Annotated in this window: 13 protein-coding genes; 5 read left to right on the forward strand and 8 right to left on the reverse strand. The window is 69.4% G+C overall.

Translation table 11 applies throughout. From position 1 onward, the window contains the following. Positions 1 to 436 precede the first annotated feature (436 nt). The 7 genes from ACFYXH_RS11455 to ACFYXH_RS11485 form a co-directional block, all read right to left on the reverse strand. The gene (locus ACFYXH_RS11455) at positions 437 to 1,360 is read right to left on the reverse strand and encodes a MurR/RpiR family transcriptional regulator (RefSeq protein ID WP_327321775.1); all 924 of its coding nucleotides are present in this window, start codon (positions 1,358 to 1,360) and stop codon (positions 437 to 439) included. A gap of 172 nt (positions 1,361 to 1,532) precedes the next feature. Next, positions 1,533 to 2,258 (reverse strand): YoaK family protein, encoded by a 726-nt coding sequence (locus ACFYXH_RS11460; RefSeq protein ID WP_389561868.1) that lies wholly within the window; start codon positions 2,256 to 2,258, stop codon positions 1,533 to 1,535. A 161-nt stretch (positions 2,259 to 2,419) separates the two neighbouring features. Beyond that, positions 2,420 to 3,358 (reverse strand): carbohydrate ABC transporter permease, encoded by a 939-nt coding sequence (locus ACFYXH_RS11465; RefSeq protein WP_389561869.1) that lies wholly within the window; start codon positions 3,356 to 3,358, stop codon positions 2,420 to 2,422. Further along, positions 3,355 to 4,698, reverse strand: a complete 1,344-nt coding sequence (locus ACFYXH_RS11470) for a carbohydrate ABC transporter permease (protein WP_389561870.1) — start codon at positions 4,696 to 4,698, stop codon at positions 3,355 to 3,357. The genes ACFYXH_RS11465 and ACFYXH_RS11470 overlap by 4 nt, the downstream gene beginning before the upstream one ends. A gap of 11 nt (positions 4,699 to 4,709) precedes the next feature. Continuing rightward, a complete protein-coding gene (locus tag ACFYXH_RS11475; RefSeq protein ID WP_389561871.1) occupies positions 4,710 to 6,038 on the reverse strand; it encodes an ABC transporter substrate-binding protein in 1,329 nt (442 codons plus the stop codon). 36 nt (positions 6,039 to 6,074) lie between these two features. Beyond that, positions 6,075 to 7,754, reverse strand: coding sequence for a glycoside hydrolase family 13 protein (locus ACFYXH_RS11480; protein WP_389561872.1), 1,680 nt, complete (start codon positions 7,752 to 7,754; stop codon positions 6,075 to 6,077). A gap of 200 nt (positions 7,755 to 7,954) precedes the next feature. Next, complete coding sequence (locus ACFYXH_RS11485; protein ID WP_389561873.1) at positions 7,955 to 9,226, reverse strand: ABC transporter substrate-binding protein; 1,272 nt, start codon at positions 9,224 to 9,226, stop codon at positions 7,955 to 7,957. Between the two features lie 167 nt (positions 9,227 to 9,393). On the opposite strand from ACFYXH_RS11485, the gene ACFYXH_RS11490 reads away from it, so the two are divergent. The 3 genes from ACFYXH_RS11490 to ACFYXH_RS11500 are packed head-to-tail and all read left to right on the forward strand — an operon-like array spanning position 9,394 to position 13,012. Further along, complete coding sequence (locus ACFYXH_RS11490) at positions 9,394 to 9,900, forward strand: PadR family transcriptional regulator (RefSeq protein ID WP_327321768.1); 507 nt, start codon at positions 9,394 to 9,396, stop codon at positions 9,898 to 9,900. Further along, the gene (locus ACFYXH_RS11495) at positions 9,897 to 10,700 is read left to right on the forward strand and encodes an ABC transporter ATP-binding protein (protein ID WP_389561874.1); all 804 of its coding nucleotides are present in this window, start codon (positions 9,897 to 9,899) and stop codon (positions 10,698 to 10,700) included. The genes ACFYXH_RS11490 and ACFYXH_RS11495 overlap by 4 nt, the downstream gene beginning before the upstream one ends. Positions 10,701 to 10,702: 2 nt before the next feature. After that, positions 10,703 to 13,012, forward strand: a complete 2,310-nt coding sequence (locus ACFYXH_RS11500) for an FtsX-like permease family protein (RefSeq protein ID WP_389561875.1) — start codon at positions 10,703 to 10,705, stop codon at positions 13,010 to 13,012. Positions 13,013 to 13,117: 105 nt separating this feature from the next. On the opposite strand, the gene ACFYXH_RS11505 is transcribed toward ACFYXH_RS11500, so the two are convergent. Next, positions 13,118 to 14,236, reverse strand: a complete 1,119-nt coding sequence (locus ACFYXH_RS11505) for a sulfite oxidase (RefSeq protein ID WP_389561876.1) — start codon at positions 14,234 to 14,236, stop codon at positions 13,118 to 13,120. 391 nt (positions 14,237 to 14,627) lie between these two features. On the opposite strand from ACFYXH_RS11505, the gene ACFYXH_RS11510 reads away from it, so the two are divergent. Together ACFYXH_RS11510 and ACFYXH_RS11515 are read left to right on the forward strand one after the other, a co-directional pair. After that, positions 14,628 to 16,013 carry an FAD-binding oxidoreductase gene (locus ACFYXH_RS11510; protein WP_389561877.1) on the forward strand — a complete coding sequence of 462 codons (1,386 nt, stop codon included), beginning with the start codon at positions 14,628 to 14,630 and terminating at the stop codon, positions 16,011 to 16,013. A gap of 116 nt (positions 16,014 to 16,129) precedes the next feature. Continuing rightward, complete coding sequence (locus ACFYXH_RS11515; RefSeq protein WP_327321763.1) at positions 16,130 to 16,627, forward strand: SPW repeat protein; 498 nt, start codon at positions 16,130 to 16,132, stop codon at positions 16,625 to 16,627. The last annotated feature ends 59 nt before the right edge of the window (positions 16,628 to 16,686 follow it).

A 16,686-nucleotide genomic window follows, 5' to 3' on the forward strand; every position in this document is an offset into this window, starting at 1 on the left:
TACACCGCGCGTACCTGAGTGGCATTCACTGTCGTGGTGCGTTCCACCGACTGCGCGAGTCGGCAGACGATGCCGAGTCTGCGTCCGCTTTCGTTCGCGCGAGACCCGAGACCCGACCGTCGTACCGGCCCCAGCTGCTTCCTGCGGGCTGCGCCGCGTGCGGCGGGGCGAGGCGTGAGGTGCATGGTGCGGACCGCCGGCTTTCCTTCGGTGAGTGCTGAGGTCTGGCTCGCGACTTCGGGGCACCCGGGGGTCGCAGATGCAGTAAATATATATACCGTCGAGTAAGCAAGGGTATGAAAAAATTCATGCACAAAATGTGATGACTGATCCATGATCAAGTCTTCGGTGGGACGCGAACCGGCAGGCAGGGCGGCCCGTGCCGGGTCGACTGAGCGGATGCACGCTCGCGTCGGTCCGTGAGGAGGAACCCGCTTCAGTCCTCGAGGAAGAAGTCGTGCTGTTCCGCGGCATGCTCGTAGCCCTCCAGTCGCACCTGCGTGCGCTCGGGATCGGCATCGGCCATGGCTTGGAGGACGGCGGCGGACATGACCACAGGCGCCGCGTAGGAGTCGAAGACGAGACGTGATCCGGTGCCGGCGGTGAGTACCACATCGGCTTCGTCCACGAGCGGCCCGAGCGTCAGGTCGGTGATCAGCGCGACATGCAGCCCCGTCCTACGGGCGGCCCGCATCGCTGCCAGGGTCTCGTTGGCGTGCCTGGGCATCGCGAACGCCAGCATCCAGGTCCCGCCTGCTTCCCGCGACTGGAGCAGCGCGTCGTAGGCGACGCTGCCGCCGCGGGTCACCAGGCGCACGTCGGGATGGATCCGCCTGGCGGCATAGGCGAAGTATTCCGCCAGCGACACGGAGATCCGCAGGCCAAGAACGGTCAGGGGCGTCGAAAGGGCGAGGTCGCGGCCGATCTCGAGCACCTGGTTGGGGTCGGCCAGAACACGGCGCAAACTCTCCAGGTTCTCGATCTCGGCGTCGACGGCTGCCTGTAGTTCATTGCGGCGGATCTCTTCCCGCGTGTCGGGGGACTGGGTGCCCGCGCTGAGCGCGATGGGCTGGAGGGCCTCTCGGAGCGCGGGAAATCCGCTGAAACCCAAGGAGGAGGCGAAGCGGGTCACCGACGGCTGGCTCACACCCACGCGTTCCGCGAGATCCGTGATCGACAGGAACGCGGCCTCGGTGAGGTGGTCGACCATGTACTGGGCGATGCGTCGCTGCGCGGGAGACAGCCGGTGGCCGCCGAACAGTGCGAGAACCCTGTCCGTGGGAGCTGCTTCCACGTCCGGAGACTGCTTTCCCGGCGTGATCGCGGACGCCTGTGCGCGTGCCTGCTGCCCTGATGGCACCGGTGTGCCTCCTTGTCGTCCCACTCGTGCAACATAGCTCACGCACCGTGGCCGCACGGTGGAACTGTTGCGTGGAACAAGGCGGAACGAGGCGGAACAAGGCGGAGCGTGGCGGCTCGCGCGCGGGATCGTCCGATCGCGTACCGCGTCCGTGGAGAGCGCGAAGCAGGGGTCACATCGTCGGCGGAGGACGGTGCCGGGAGGTGGTGGCGACCGCGGCCGCGACGGCAAGGACGACGGCGGCCACCAGGAGCAGCACTCCCGTCGGTGACCAGTGCAGGTGGAGCAGCCATGCGCCGAGGACGCCGCCCGTGAACATCGCGAGGACGGCGACGCCCCTGCGGGCCGAGGCGCCGCTGCCGTAGCCCAGCGCCGTGTCGTGCCCGAGTTGCGAACCGCTGACCAGTGCGGTGATGGTCCGCGTGACCAGGGTGGTGGGCAGGTCCGGCACATGAGCGCGCATCGCGGTCACATTGCGCATGCCCATGGCGAGCGCCACCAAGGCCACCACCGCGATGTGGCGGGCGGACGGCGCACCGTCCGCCCGTACGAGCCCCCAAGCCGTGAACGCCGCCACAGCGAGCAGCGCCGACTCCATGATCAGCGCGAGAACGAGCCACCGGCGCTTGCGGGCTTCCATCGCCGACTCCAGCCGGGCGCCGAGGAGGGCTCCGGCGGCGAACGACCCGAGCGACACGGACGTCGCCACTGCGGAGGCGCTGCCCTCGCCCACGAGCGCGAATCCGAAGAAAAGCACATTGCCGGTCTGCATGGCGGTGAACACGGACCCCAGAGCGAGCAGGCTCACGGCTTCGACCATGCCCGTTGTCAGCGTCAGCGCCTCCATGAGCGATGTGAGGGGTGTGGACGTGAGGTCGGGCCCGGGCTTCGTCTCCAAGCCGGCTCCTCGGCTGCGGCGGCGGTGTCCGGCAAGTGTGCGTACCCGCCGGGCACCGCCCGCACCATTGCGCCAACCGTGGGCCGAACCCCGGCGGTGAAGCCGGGTTCAGGACCCGGCTTTCACGTCGGCTGTTCGCACGTCGGCCACTTGTACGCCGGCTATTTGACGGAGCCCGCCATCACTCCCTGGACGAAGTGCCGCTGGAAGGCGAAGAAGACGACCAGCGGCACCACCAGCGAGAGGAAGGCGCCCGGCGCCAGAACCTCGATATTGCTGCCGAACTGCCGCATCTCGGACTGGAGGGCGACCGTGAGCGGCTGGGACTCGCTGTCCGCGAAGAGCAGTGCGACCAGCATGTCGTTCCAGACCCAGAGGAACTGGAAGATGGCCAGGCTGGCCAGCGCGGGCCGTCCGAGTGGAAGGATCAGTCGGGAGAAGATCCGCCACTCGCTGCCGCCGTCCATCCGTGCGGCCTCCAGCATTTCGCGCGGGATCTCGGCGAAGTAGTTACGGAGCAGGAAGATCGCGAAGGGCAGTCCGTACGCGACATGGAAGAGGATCACACCCGGAATCGTGCCGAACAGCCCGACGGCGCCGAACAGTTTGGCCACCGGCAGCAGCCCGATCTGGACGGGCACCACGAGGAGGCCCACGACCACCAGGAAGATCGCCTCGCGGCCCGGGAACTCCAGCCAGGCGAAGGCGTATCCGGCCAGTGCCGCGATTCCGACGACCAGAGCGGTGGCCGGCACCGAGATCAGCACGGTGTTCCAGAAGGCCTGCGTGATACCGGAGTTCTCGAACAGAGCGGTGTAGTTGTCGAGGGACAGCTGCCCGGGGTCGGTCAGCGCCGTCCACCAGCCCTCGGTCGCGTTGTCCTGCTCGGAGCGCATCGAGGAGAGGAACAGCCCGGCCAGCGGGGTGATCCAGACAAGTGCGACCACGATCAGGACGGCCTGGACCAGTCCGTTGCCGAACCAGGTGCTCAGTCGGCTCAGCGGACGCGGACGCGGGCGCCGCGGCAGAGTGGCGAGGTGGGCGGAGGTCGCGGCCGTGTGCGGGGACGAATTGCGCTCGATGGTGCTGTGGCCGCTCATTTTCCGCTCCTTCGGAAGCGCCGGACATTGAAGATCATGGCGGGCACGACCAGAAGAAGCAGCAGCACGCTCAAGGCGCTGCCGAGTCCCTGGTTGTTGCCGCCGCCGAAGGACACCAGCCACATCCGGGTCGCCAGTACATTGGCCTCTTCCTGGACCGGTCCCGGCGCGATGATGTAGACGAGGTCGAAGACCTTCATCACATTGATCACCAGGGTCACGAAGACCACCGTCAGTACCGGAGTGAGCAGCGGCACCGTGATCTTCCGGAAAATCTGCCACTCGTTGGCGCCATCCATCCGGGCCGCCTCCAGCGAGTCCCGGGGGAGAGCAGCGAGTCCTGCTGCGATCAGCACCATCGAGAATCCGGTCCAGATCCATAGATAGGCACCGATGATGGCCGGGGTCACCAGCGCCGGGCCGAGCCAGGAAATGCCTTGGTAGGGTGCCGCGAAGTTCTCCGCCGGAAGCCGGACGGTGTACGAACCGGCTTCCAGACCGCGGAAGTTGAACGAGCCGTCCGCAGCGGTGGTGGCCGTGGCCGCCACCTTTCCGTCCCGTACCGCCTCCACCGACATCCCCGGCAGGCCCTTCTCGGCCGGGTCGACCTTGCCCGGCGTACCGCCGCCGCCGGGGGTGAAGTCGAGGTAGACGACGCCCCTGACCTCGTCCGCGGCGGGCGCGGCGGAGGACGCGGCATGTGCGGGCCGGGCCTCAGCCGGCATCTTGTCCGGCGCCACTCCGACGAAGCCGAGACTGATCGACTTCCCGGGGCTGACCGCGTCGGCCGTGCGGTACGTTCCGCCCGTGTCCCTGGTCAGGCCCTGGTTCTCGCGGGCCCTGGCGGTGGGGTAGGCGGAGCGGTCGTCGAAGGCGTCGTGTACGCCGACGGCCACGGCGTTGAGCACGCCCCGGTCCGGGTCCTCCTCGTAGACGAGCCGGAAGATGATGCCGGCGGCGAGGAACGACACGGCCATGGGCAGGAAGAGCACCAGCTTGAAGGCGGTGGCCCAGCGCACCTTCTCGGTGAGCACGGCGAGTACCAGGCCGAGACCGGTCAGCAGAACCGGAGCCACGACCACCCAGATGGTGCTGTTGCGGATCGCCTTGAGGGTCGCGGGGTCGCTGAATATCTCGGCGTAGTTGTCGCCGCCGACGAAGCGATCACCGCTCGCGTCGAAGAGGCTGCGGCCGGCGGAGAACAGCACCGGGTAGACGACCAGCGCGCCGAGCAGCAGGAGGGCGGGCAGGACGAACACCACTGCGATGTTCCGCTTCCTGCGCTGGGCACGCCGCCGCGGGGTGGCGGCGTGCCCGGATTTGGTGACAGTGACAGCCATGGAGTGCGACCTCAGTTCCGGTACGCCTTGGCGGCCGCGGCTTCGAGCTTGGCCGCGGTGGCCTTCGGGTCCGAGGGGTCGCGCAGGAAGTCCTGGAGGAGCTTCCACTCGCCCACACCCTTGGTTCCGCCGAACGCGGCCGGGGCCTGGTCGGACATGTCGAAGCGGACCGAGTCACCTGCCTCGACCAGTGACTTGGCCGTGGCACGGGTGGTGTCGTCCGCGTACGAGGCGGGCTTCACGTCCTTGTTGGGGGAGACGAAGCCGCCCGCGCCGGCCCAGACCGAAGCCGCTTCCGGAGTGGCCAGGAACTCCAGCAGTCGCTGCGCCCCCTTCTGGTTCTTGCCGTCCTTGAGCACCACGGCCGCGTCGCCGCCGCTCACCACCGGTGCCTTGCCGCTGTCGACCCCGGGGAACGGGAAGAACTTGGCGTCCTCGCCGAGCTTGCGGCCGAAGTTGTCCTTGGCCATACCGCCGACGAAGTCGCCCTCGTAGACCATGCCGGCCTTGGGCTCGGGTCCGAAGACCTGCTCGATCGAGCCCGGGAAGTCAGTGCGCAGCGCTCCTGCGGAGCCGCCCGCGACGAGCTGCTTGTCCTTGAAGATCTCGCCGAGCGTGGTGAGTGCCTTGACCACGCTGGCGTCGGTCCACGGCAGAGTGTGGGCGGCCAGCTGGTCGTACTTCGCTGGGCCCGCCTGCGAGAGGTAGATGTTCTCGAACCAGTCGGTGAGGGTCCAGCCGTCCTCACCGGCGACGGAGAAGCCCGGGAGTCCCGAGTCGGCGAGCGTACGGCCCGCCTTGAGCATGTCCGGGTAGCTCTTGGGCTCCTTGACTCCGGCCTGCTCGAACGCGCTCGGGCTGTACCAGACGGTCGACTTGTGGGCCGCCTTGAAGTAGAGGCCGTAGTAGGTCTTGTTGACGGTTCCGTAGTTCTTCCACACATCGGCGAGGTTGGCGCCGGCGGTCGTCGCGGTCTTCTGCGACAGGGGTGCGAGCCAGCCCTCCTTGGCGAACTGCTGGAGTACGCCGACCTGAGGCACCATCGCCACGTCCGGGGCGTTGCCGCCCTCGATCTTGCTGCCGACGAAGGTGGAGACATTGTCACCGGTGGGCACGAAGACCGTCTTGGCGCCGGTCTGTTCGGTGAACGCGTCCAGCACCTTGCGGAAGTTCTTCTGCTCGCTGCCGGTCCAGACACCGGCCACGGTCACGGTCTGGCCGCTGAGCTCCTTGCCGCTCGCCGGGCCGGTCGAGCCGCCGCAGGCCGTCGCACCGAGGGCGAGGGCGAGTGCCGTGGAGGCGGCCGCAGCTGTCCGCCGGTTCGTTGAGAGTCGTCGCATGGTGACAGTCCTTCCAAGAGGGTGGGGATGGGGAGTTCAGGGGGTGGGGCAGTCGCCCGTCCACCACGCGGCGGTCGCTCCGGGGAGCACACCGTCCGCGCAGGGGCCGCTGGAGAGGAGAGGAGTACCGGCGACCGGCGCGGCGACGGGTTCGGTGCCGAAGTTGACCGCGCAGATCAGGCCGTCGCCCCGGACCATGGCGAGGACCTGCGGCGGCGACTCCAGCCAGCGCAGGCTGCCCTCGCCCAGCTGGGGAAGACTGCGGCGGAGCTGGAGCCCTTCGCGGTAGAGGTGCCAGAAGGAGCGGGTGTCGGCCAGCGCCCGGTCGGTGGCGTGTTCGGCGAACCACTCGGGCTGTGGCAGCCAGGGCCTGGCTCCGGCCGCGCCCTGGCTGAAGCCGAACGGGGAGGCGTGACCTGACCACGGCAGCGGCACCCGGCAGCCGTCCCTGATGTGCTTGCGACTGCCCGTGCGGTGGAAGATCGGGTCGGTGAGCACATCGTCCGGCAGGTCCAGGACCTCCGGGAGGCCGAGCTCCTCGCCCTGATAGACGTACGCGGCACCGGGCAGCGCCAGCATCAGCAGTGCGGCGGCGCGGGCCCGTGCCGCACCCAGCCCACTGGCCTCCACGCCGGGCTCACCCGCGTAGCGGGTGACCGTGCGGACCTGGTCGTGGTTGTTGAGCACCCAGGTGACGGTGGAGCCGGTTCCCGCGATGTCGCGTATCGCCTCCGTGATGGTGGTCCGGAAAGCGTCGGCATCCCAGGGGGCGCTGAGCAGATCGAAGAAGAAGGCCTGGTGCAGCTCGTCGGGCCGTACATACTCCGCGTGTTCGCGCGCGGTCGGTACGGAGACCTCGCCGACCAGTAGCCGCTCGTTGCCGTCCCGCGCCGTGTACTCCTCGCAGACCAAGCGCCAGCGCCGCCACACCTCGTGGACTTCGGGCTGGTTCCAGGCAAGCGGGTTCACCGAGTCCCGGGAGCGCTCGTCGGCGGCGGGGTCGGCCGAGTCGGGCAGCTCCGGGTGCTTGAAGAGGCCGGCGGCGACATCGATACGGAAGCCGTCCACGCCCCGGTCCAGCCAGAAGCGGAGCACCTGCTCGAAGGAGTCGCCGACCTCAGGATTGCGCCAGTTCAGGTCGGGCTGCTGCGGAGTGAACAGGTGCAGATACCACTGCCCGGGGGTGCCGTCGGCTTCGGTGATCCGGCTCCAGGCGGGGCCGCCGAACATCGCCCGCCAGTTGTTGGGCGGCTCCGCGCCGTCCGGGCCGCGGCCGTCGGCGAAGTGGAACCGGGTGCGGGCGGCGCTGCCGGGACCGGCGGCGAGCGCCTCACCGAACCACGGGTGCTCGCTGGAGCAGTGGTTGGGGACGATGTCGAGCAGCAGCTTGAGCCCGAGTCGGCGGGCGTCGGCCATCAGCAGGTCGAATTCGGCCAGGTCGCCGTAGACGGGGTCGACATCGCGGTAGTCGGCGACGTCATAGCCGTGGTCGTGCTGGGGCGACGGATAGAACGGGCTGAGCCAGATGCCGTCGACACCGAGCTTCCTCAAGTACGGAAGCCCGGCCCGTACGCCGGCCAGGTCGCCGATGCCGTCCCCGGTGCTGTCGAGGAAGCTGCGGACGTAGACCTGGTAGATCACCGCATCGCGCCACCAGGCGGGGGCGGTGGCGGTGCGGGAGGGCTGGCCGAGGGCGGCCGGAAGAGCTGTGAGCATCTCGCGTTGACCTGTTCCTGCTGGATGCGAGAGCGCCCCAGAGCGGGTGCGCTGTTATGCATGCATGTTAAGTAGCGGTGACGGGAAGGTGTCAACGATGCGGTGAAAACCCGCCGGATATGCCCGAGAATTTGAGGGTATGCAAAAACCGGTCAGTACTTAACATGTAAGTAGTGACCGGTGTGGAGGGGTGCGCAGATTCAGCCCTTGCGGGAGATCGATCCCAGCTCGCGGGACAGCCGGGCCACGGCCTGCTGCGGCGTCTGCCGCAGCGCCATGACGTCCTGTACGACGGCCTGCACGGCGAGACTCACCTGGTCGTACCGGGGGCTCTTGGGGCGCGGCTCGGCCGCCAGCACGCTCTGCCGAAGCGTCGGCAGATACGGGTATGCCCGGATCAGAGCCGGGTCCTCGTACAACGAGGCGCGCACCGGCGGCAGCGAGCCCTTGGTGAGCACCTGCCGCTGGACGCGCTCGCTGGTGAGATAGGCGATCAGATCGGCGGCCGACTCCGGATGCCGGGAGTGGCTGCTGACCGCGAGATTGGAGCCGCCCAGCACACTGGTGCCCGGCCCGGACGGTCCCGGCAGCGGCACGGCGCCGAACTTGCCGGCCACCTTCGACCCCTTGGCGTTGGCCATCGCATACACATAGGGCCAGTTCCGCAGGAAGAGCAGCCGGCCGTCCTGGAACGCCTGCCGGGACTCCTCCTCCTTGTAGCCGCGGGCCTTGGGGGAGATCCAGCCCTCCCGCACTCCGCCCGCCAAGAACTCGAGTCCGGCACGGGCCGCGGCCGAGTCCACCGTCACCAGCGCGCCGTCGTCCCGCAGGATCGAGCCGCCCGCCGAGTGCACGGCTTCGGTGGCGTTGACCGTCAGTCCTTCGTACGGCAGGAACTGACCGGCGTAGCCGTCCATGCCGTACTGGGGAGCGATCGTACGGGCAAGCCGGGCCAGCTCCGCCCAGGTGCGCGGCGGCCGTTCGCCCGCCCGCTCCAGGATGTCCTTGCGGTAGTACAGCAAGCCGGCGTTGGTGACATACGGAACCGCATACAGGCGGCCGTCGAAGGTTGCGGTGTCCACCACGGGCGCCAGGAAGGTGTTCAGCGAGAACCGGCCCGGCCGCAGCGGCGAGATCATGCCGGCCGCCGCGAACTCGGAGGTCCAGGCCACATCGATGTTCAGTACATCGAACCGGTCGCTGCCGGACCGCAGTTCGCTGATCATCTGGGCCCGGGTCTCGTCCGCGGAGTCGGGCAGCTCGACGAGCGTGACCTTCTCCTTCGGACGGCTGCGATTCCAGTTGTCCAGCAGCGGACCGAGATAGTCGGTGAGATCGCCCGCGGTCACCAGCGTCATGGGGCCGCGGCCCTTGGGATCGCCGGCACCGGGCTGGGTGGCGAAACCCGCGTAACCCGCGAGCAGCACCGCGACAACCAGAAGCCCCCTACCCGCGGCGTGCATCCACCGCATAGGTTCCTCCCAGTGCACCGATCCGGCTGCGCCGCCGTCCCATGTGGCCTATGTATACCCGTTAGGCATGGGCGATACTAGATGTCCAGGCGGAGAAGGCGGGTGGCGCGAACCACAGCCCGTATCCGAGCCAACAAGAAACTATGGAGCGGGAGGGAGGGGAGCGCGTGCGGCTGCCGCTCCTGGCACTCCTCTCCCGTGGCCCGGCGCACGGTTACGAGCTCAAGCAGGACCTTGAGAAGCTCCTGGGTGCCGCGTACCCTCAGCCGAACGTCGGCCAGATCTATGTCACCCTCGGGCGGCTGGAAAAGGTCGGTCTGATCGCCGGCGAGGACGTCGAGCAGTCGGGCAGGCCCAACAAGCGTACGTACCGGCTCACCGATGCCGGGCGTGAGGCCGTGCTCGCCTGGTTCGACGAGACCACGGACGAGCCGCGGGTAAGGGACGAGTTCTTCATGAAGATCGCCCTCGCCCCGGAGTCCGGGCTGGCCGACCCGGTCACCCTGATCAACAAACAGCGGCGGCAGTATCTGAACACCATGCGTGATCTGTCGAAGCTGGCCGCATCCGAGGACCGGAACAACAGGGTCTCCCAGCTGCTGATCGAGGGCGCGATGCTGCATCTGCAGGCCGACCTCGACTGGCTGGAACGCTGTCAGGAGGAGCTGGAATGAGCGACGACGCCGCTCCTGCCGTGCTGGGCGAGTCCGCACCCGCAACCGGTCGGGGAGACACGGTGCCGATCGTGCGCGCCGAGGGCCTGACCAAGACCCATCGCGGCGAAGGCTCACCCGTGGAAGCCGTACGCGGAGTGGATCTCACCGTCCAGCCCGGGGAATTCGTCGCCGTCACCGGGCCCTCCGGCGCCGGCAAGTCCACACTGCTGCATCTGATCGGCGGACTCCAGCGGCCCGACAGCGGCCGTCTCTGGCTCGACGGCCGCCGGGTGGACGAGTATCGCGAGGCCCGCTGGGCGGTGCTGCGCCGCCGGAGCATCGGCATCGTGTTCCAGTTCTTCAACCTGGTCTCCGATCTCACCGTCGCCGACAACGTCGAACTGCCCGCGCTGCTCGCCGGGGCCTCACCCAGGGCAGCCCGGGACAGCCGTGCCGAACTGCTCGCCGAACTCGGCCTCGAAGGCAGGGAGCGGTCCATGCCGGGCGAGCTCTCCGGCGGCGAGCAGCAGCGCGTTGCCCTGGCCAGGGCGCTGGTGAACCATCCCGCACTGCTGCTCGCCGATGAACCGGCCGGCAGTCTGGACAGCAAGGGCACCCGGGAAGTGCTCCGGCTCCTCTCCCGGTTCCACCAGCGCGGGCAGACCATCCTGCTGGTCACCCATGACGCCCGGATGGCCAGCGCTGCCGACCGGGTCATCAGCTTCTTCGACGGACGCATAGCCGACGACGCCGCGCTCGGGGCGGGGCGCCGCAGCCCGGGCGGCGGAGTCTCCGGCGTACTCGAACTGAAGGAGTGACCGTGCGGGCCACTCTGCGCTGGGCGCACGCCGATCTGAGGGCACACCGCGGACAGTCGCTCTTCGTCGTCCTGGCCAGCGCCGGGATCATCGCCTCACTGCTGCTCGCGGTGGCCCTGTTCAGCTACGCCGCCAACCCCTGGCAGCGGATCTTCACCCAGTCCAAGGGCGCCCACGTCTGGCTGCACACCCGCGTCGCCGCGGACACGGACGCGCTGTCCGGGCTGGACGGTGTCGCCGGTGTCTCGGGGCCGTACCGCACCGGTCGGGCGACCCTGGAGTCCCGTGGCGCCAGGGCGAGCGTGTCCTTGCGCGCGGCCGGCACCGAGCCGCCGCAGATCGCCAGGCCGCTCGTCACCGCGGGCCACTGGCTCGATACACAGACAGCGGGCGTCGTGCTGGAGAGCTCGGTCGCGCGTGTGCTGTGGGCGGAGCCGGGCGACACCCTCACCGTCGCGGGATCGGACGGCACGGCCCGCACCCTCCGGGTGGCCGGTGTCGCCGAGGCCGCGGAACCCCGCTACCGACCGGGCGGCGAGCCCGGCATCGGCTGGGTGCTGCCGGGCACGCTCGACGCCGTGGCGCCACACAGCACCGGGCAGAGCGTCGGGCTGCGGCTGGACGATCCGGCCGACATCGACTTCACCGTCCAGCAGGCCGTCACCCTGCTCGGCGCCGACCGGGTCGCCCAGGTGACCAAGTGGCAGCAGGCGCGCGCCGAGGCCGGGAGCGACGACCGGCTTCTCGGGCAGCTGTTCGCCGTGTTCGGGCTGGGCGCGTTGCTGGCCGCCGCGCTCGCCGCATCCGGGGCGATCAGCGCCCGTATCCGCGGACAGCTGAGGGATATCTCGATCCTCAAAGCGATCGGGTTCACCCCGGGCCAGGTGATACGCGGCTTCCTCCTGCAGCACCTCGCCTTCGCACTGCTCGGGGTCACGCTGGGCACGGCGGCGATCGCGCTGCTGGGTGCCCGGATACCCGGCCGGATCGGGGACGCGGCCGGGGTGTGGCAGGACCTGCCCGGGCACACCGCCGTGATGCTCGGCGTCCCGAGCGGCGCGGTGCTGCTGATCGCGACCGCCACCGGACTGGCCGCCTGGCGGGCCGGACGAGTACCGCCGGTACCCGTCGCCCGGGCAGCCCTGCCCTCGGCCGCGCCGATGACCGGGCTGGGGCGCCGGGCACTCGGAATGCGGGTGCCGCCGGCGCTGGTGCTCGGCTGGCGGGCGGCCTTCCCCAGGCGGACTCGCACCCTGATCACCGTGGCCCGCCTTGCGCTGCCGCTGCTCATGATCACGGTTGCGCTGGTCGCCTGGTCCACTCTGGACATGTTCCGCAGCCGCCCCGCGGAGATGGGCGTACCCGCGGCGCTGACCGTACGGGCCGAGCAGCCCGGCAGTCTGACCGGCCAGGAGCTGGACCGCGCGCTGACCGCGCCGCCGGACGTCGAAGCGGTCCACCCCGGCGTGGAGGTCGCCGCCCTGGTACCTGGCCAGACCGGCACCATCACCCTGCGCGGGCTCGGCACCTCCCGCGCCCCCTATCCGTTCACCGTCGTCGAGGGGCGCACCGCCGATGGCCCCGACGAGGCGGTCGCCGGTCAAGGGCTGCTCGATCTGCTGGATGTACGGGTCGGCGACTGGGTGCGGATGACGGTGGAAGGACGGCCGCAGATTCTGCACATCGTCGGCCGCAGCATCGAACCGGAAACCGGCGGCCGGGTGATCTCCACAACGGTCGACACGCTCCAGGAACGCGATCCCGCACTGCGGCCGGACTTCCACCTGCTCGTCCTGCGGCCCGGCGCGGATCCCCGGGCGGTGAGCGGCGCTCTCGCCGAGAGGGCCGGGGGCGCGCTGGAGATCCGCGAGACGGCCAATCCGGCGGACCGGCTGGAACCGGCGCGGGGCGTGATCGCGGCGCTGGTCGGGGTGCTGGCCCTGATCGGGTTCCTCGAGCTGCTGACATTGATCAGTACCGGGGTCCGTGACCGCGGCCGCGATCTGCTCGCGCTCAAGGCGATCGGTCTGACGCCGCGGCAGATCAGCTCGGCGATCGTGGCGGCCGCCGGCTTCACGGCACTGGTGGCCGCTGCGCTGGGCACCGGGCTGGGGGTGCTGTCCGGCCGCTGGCTGGTGGACACCCAGGGTCGTTCCAGCGGTATGGGAGCCGGGATCGCCCATGTCCCGCCTGCCGTCCTGCTGGTGTCGGTGGTGGTCGGAGCAGTTCTGGGCGCGGTCGCGGCTGCGGCGGTACCGGCCGCCCGGACCGCGCGTCGGCGGCTGGCGGATTCGCTGTCCGAGACGCTCTGAGGCCGAGACGGTCTGAGTCCGAGACGTTCTGAGTCCGAGAGGCTCTGACCATCCGAAGGCGGAGGCTGCCGGAGCTGCCTCTTCGAGGCTCCACCGTCTTCGGTGCTACTCCCCGGGTGTGCACAGCACGGAAATCCGCTGGACGAGGTTGTTCGCGAACCCGCCGCGGTTCCACGGCTGGCTGAGCGGCTGGCTGTGGCCCTCGGCGTCAGTGGCCCGCACGCTGAGCACATGGCTGCCCGGCGTGGCGGTCCAGGACGCCTGCCAGTGGCGCCAGGCCCAGCCATGTCCGTCCGGCGGGGCGAGCTCGGCATCGCTCCAGGAGCGCCCGTCGTCGGTACTCACCTCGACCGTTGTCACCGGGGCACGGCCGGACCACGCCCGGCCCTCCAGTCGCACCCGGCCGGGGCGTACGACGCGGGTGCGGGACATGAAGTCCGGGAACCCGGGCGGGATCATGAGGGCACGCGGAGCAATCCGCGTGACCGGCTCGCCGGGATCTTCGGGCGACTGACGGTAGCGGTAGGCCACCGCCTGCTGGAATCCGGTGAACGGGACGTCGGTGAGGGCGATGTCGCGCAGCCACTTCACGTGCGCCATGCCGTACCACCCGGGGACGATCAGCCGCAGTGGATGGCCGTGTTGCGGCGGCAAGGGCCGGCCGTTCATCTCGTACGCCACCAGCACCTCGGGATCGCGGCCCGTGGCCATGGGCAACGGCAGACTGCGCTGATAGTCCTGCTCGATGCCGCGCTCCACGCCATGATCGGCTCCGGTGAATACGGCCTCGACGGCATCCGCCGCCACCCCTGCCTCGGCGAGCAGCGTGCGCAGCGGCACGCCGGTCCACTCGGCTGTTCCCACCGCCTCGACCAGCCATGGCTGGCTCACCGGCCGTGGTGAGAGCCGGGCCCGGCCGTTGCCCGCGCACTCCATCGTCACGCGCTGAGTGACGGCCGGAAAGGACAGCAGTGTGCGCATGTCCAGGGTCAGCGGGGTGCGTACCCGGCCGCCGACGGTGAGCTTCCACGCGTCGGCATCGGCGGCGGGGATGTCGTAGTGGACCAGTACGTAGTGCAGTCCGGCCGGGGTGAGGTCGTAGCGCAAAGCCTCCAGCGGCAGCCCGTGGTTGCGGGCCGCGAGCGCCAGTTCCTCGATGCTGATGCCTTCGTCGGGTTCGGCGATGCGCCCTGGTGCGCTGATGTCACCGATGCTTCCGTCCATGGCCCCATGGTGCTCTCCGAGCCGGGCCCCGGCACCTGGTGGTGCGGCGGGATTGCGCCGCTCGCCGAGCGGCGGGACGCTGGTCATGTCAGCTCTGCGGCGTCCGACTGCGCTTGCGGCCCATGACGGTGCCGGAGCGCTGGCACGCACTGTTGCTCAGCAACAGCCCAGCAGGAGAGGCGACATACGTCGCTGCCCCTGTTCCGCTCAGCCGCTGTTCCGCTCAGCCGCCGAGCGAGTTGGTCGGCTGTCTGAGAGAGCCCGGGCTTCCAGACGACCCGGGCCGGGGCCCGCCGTCGGCGACTACCACGGCGGCGAGGCCGGGATGCTGCGGCCGGAATGGCCGAAAGGCCTGGCGGGTTGCGGTCTGCACCTCGTCGAGGAGATCACGATGGACGGCACCACTCTGGAAGGAATGCGGACTGCCCTGCGCGGTCCGGTCATCGGCCCCAAGGACCCGGATTACCACCAGGCCCGCAAGATCTACAACGCAATGATCGACCGTGAGCCGGCTGCCATTGTGCGGTGCACGGACGCGGCGGATGTGATGGATGCGGTCGATTTCATCCGCGACCACGGTCTCGAACTCGCCGTACGGGGCGGCGGACACAGCGGCCCGGGCCTGTGTCTGGTGGACGACGGCCTCACCATCGACCTGTCGCCGATGCGCTGGGTGCGCGTCGACCCCGCCGCGAAGACCGCCAGGGTCGGCGGCGGCAGCGTTCTCGGCGATCTCGACCACGCCTCACACGCCTTCGGCCTCGCCACCCCCGCCGGCATCATGTCGACAACGGGCGTCGGAGGCCTCACCCTCGGCGGCGGTCACGGCTACCTGACCCGCAAGTACGGTCTGACGGTGGACAATCTGCTGTCCGCGGACGTCGTGCTCGCCGACGGCAGCTTCGTCACCGCGAGCGAGACCGAGAACCCGGACCTGTTCTGGGCGCTGCGCGGCGGTGGCGGGAACTTCGGCATCGTCACCTCGTTCGATGTCCGGCTGCACCCGGTGCACACCGTGGGTGTCGCAATCACCGTCTGGCCGGTCGACAGCACCCGCGAGGTGCTGCGGTGGTACCGCGACTTCCTGCCGCAGGCACCCGAGGACCTCTACGGCTTCTTCGCGCTGCTCGCCGTTCCGCCGGGCCCGCCGTTCCCGGAAGAGATCCATGGGCACAAGATGTGCGGCGTCGTGTGGTGCTGGACAGGAGACCTGGACCGCCTCGAGGAGACTCTCGCGCCCGTGAACGAGCCCGGCCGGCCGGCCTTCCACTTCACGGCACCGATGCCGTACCCCGCGCTGCAGACCATGTTCGACGAACTGATCCCCGCCGGCCTGCAGTGGTACTGGCGCGGGTCCTTCTTCGACCGGATCACGGACGAAGCCATCGATGTGCACCTCAAGTACGGCGAGAACCTCCCCACCGACCTGTCGACCATGCATCTCTACCCGGTCGACGGGGCGGCCCACAAGGTCGGCGCGGACGACACCGCGTGGGCCTACCGGGACGCCGTCTGGTCCGGTGTCATCGCCGGTATCGACCCCGACCCGGCCAACGCGCAGACGATCAAGCAGTGGGCCGTCGACTACTGGGACGAGCTGCAGCCGTACTCCATGGGCGGCTCGTACGTGAACTTCCTCGGCGCGGGCGAGGGCCAGGACCGGGTCAAGGCCACCTATCGCGACCACTACGACCGGCTCGCGGAGATCAAACGGATCTACGATCCGCACAATCTGTTCCACGCCAACCAGAACATCGAGCCCGCCAAGGAGCGCTGAACCCGCAGGCGGAGCATTGGCCAAAGGTGCTTCTGTGTCGCCTGTTGACCGGCATGCCGGGTAAGCGTTTCATGGAGTTAAAGGGCAGATAAAGGCTTCTATAGGAGGCGGCCCGCATGACCACCCATCCGAGCATTGAGCAACACCCCGACCTGGCCGAGATGCGATCTCGGTTCGAACGGGCGACCACCACTCCCCGTGCCCAGGCGATCGAGACCCTCGCCCTGCTCACGGGCCTGTACCTGGCCGCCTCACCGTGGATAGTCGGGTTCAACGGCCTCACCACTCTGGCCGTCTGCAATCTGATCACCGGCGTTGCCTACGCCATATGCATGGGCGGGTTCGGCTCGGCATACGAGCGGACCCACGCCATGGCCTGGTGCGCCATAGCCATCGGAGCATGGACGATCATTTCTCCGTGGGTCGTGTCCGGCAACGTGGATACGGTGCGCACCATGGTCAACAACATCATCGTCGGCCTCGTGGCCCTGCTGCTCGGCCTGGCCATGGCCGCCATGGACGACCGTCGAACCGGTCTCGCTCCCAGTCGCCTGCGCACTCGCGCCCGTTCCGCCCCCGGCTCCGGTGGCCCGAACATCGACCCGATGCGCTGACGGCCCTCAGTGCCCGAACGGGCCCCGCCGCTTCGACGGCGGGGCCTCGCTGTGGTCAG

Source organism: Streptomyces sp. NPDC002730, from assembly GCF_042888805.1.
Taxonomy (GTDB): Bacteria; Actinomycetota; Actinomycetes; order Streptomycetales; family Streptomycetaceae; genus Streptomyces.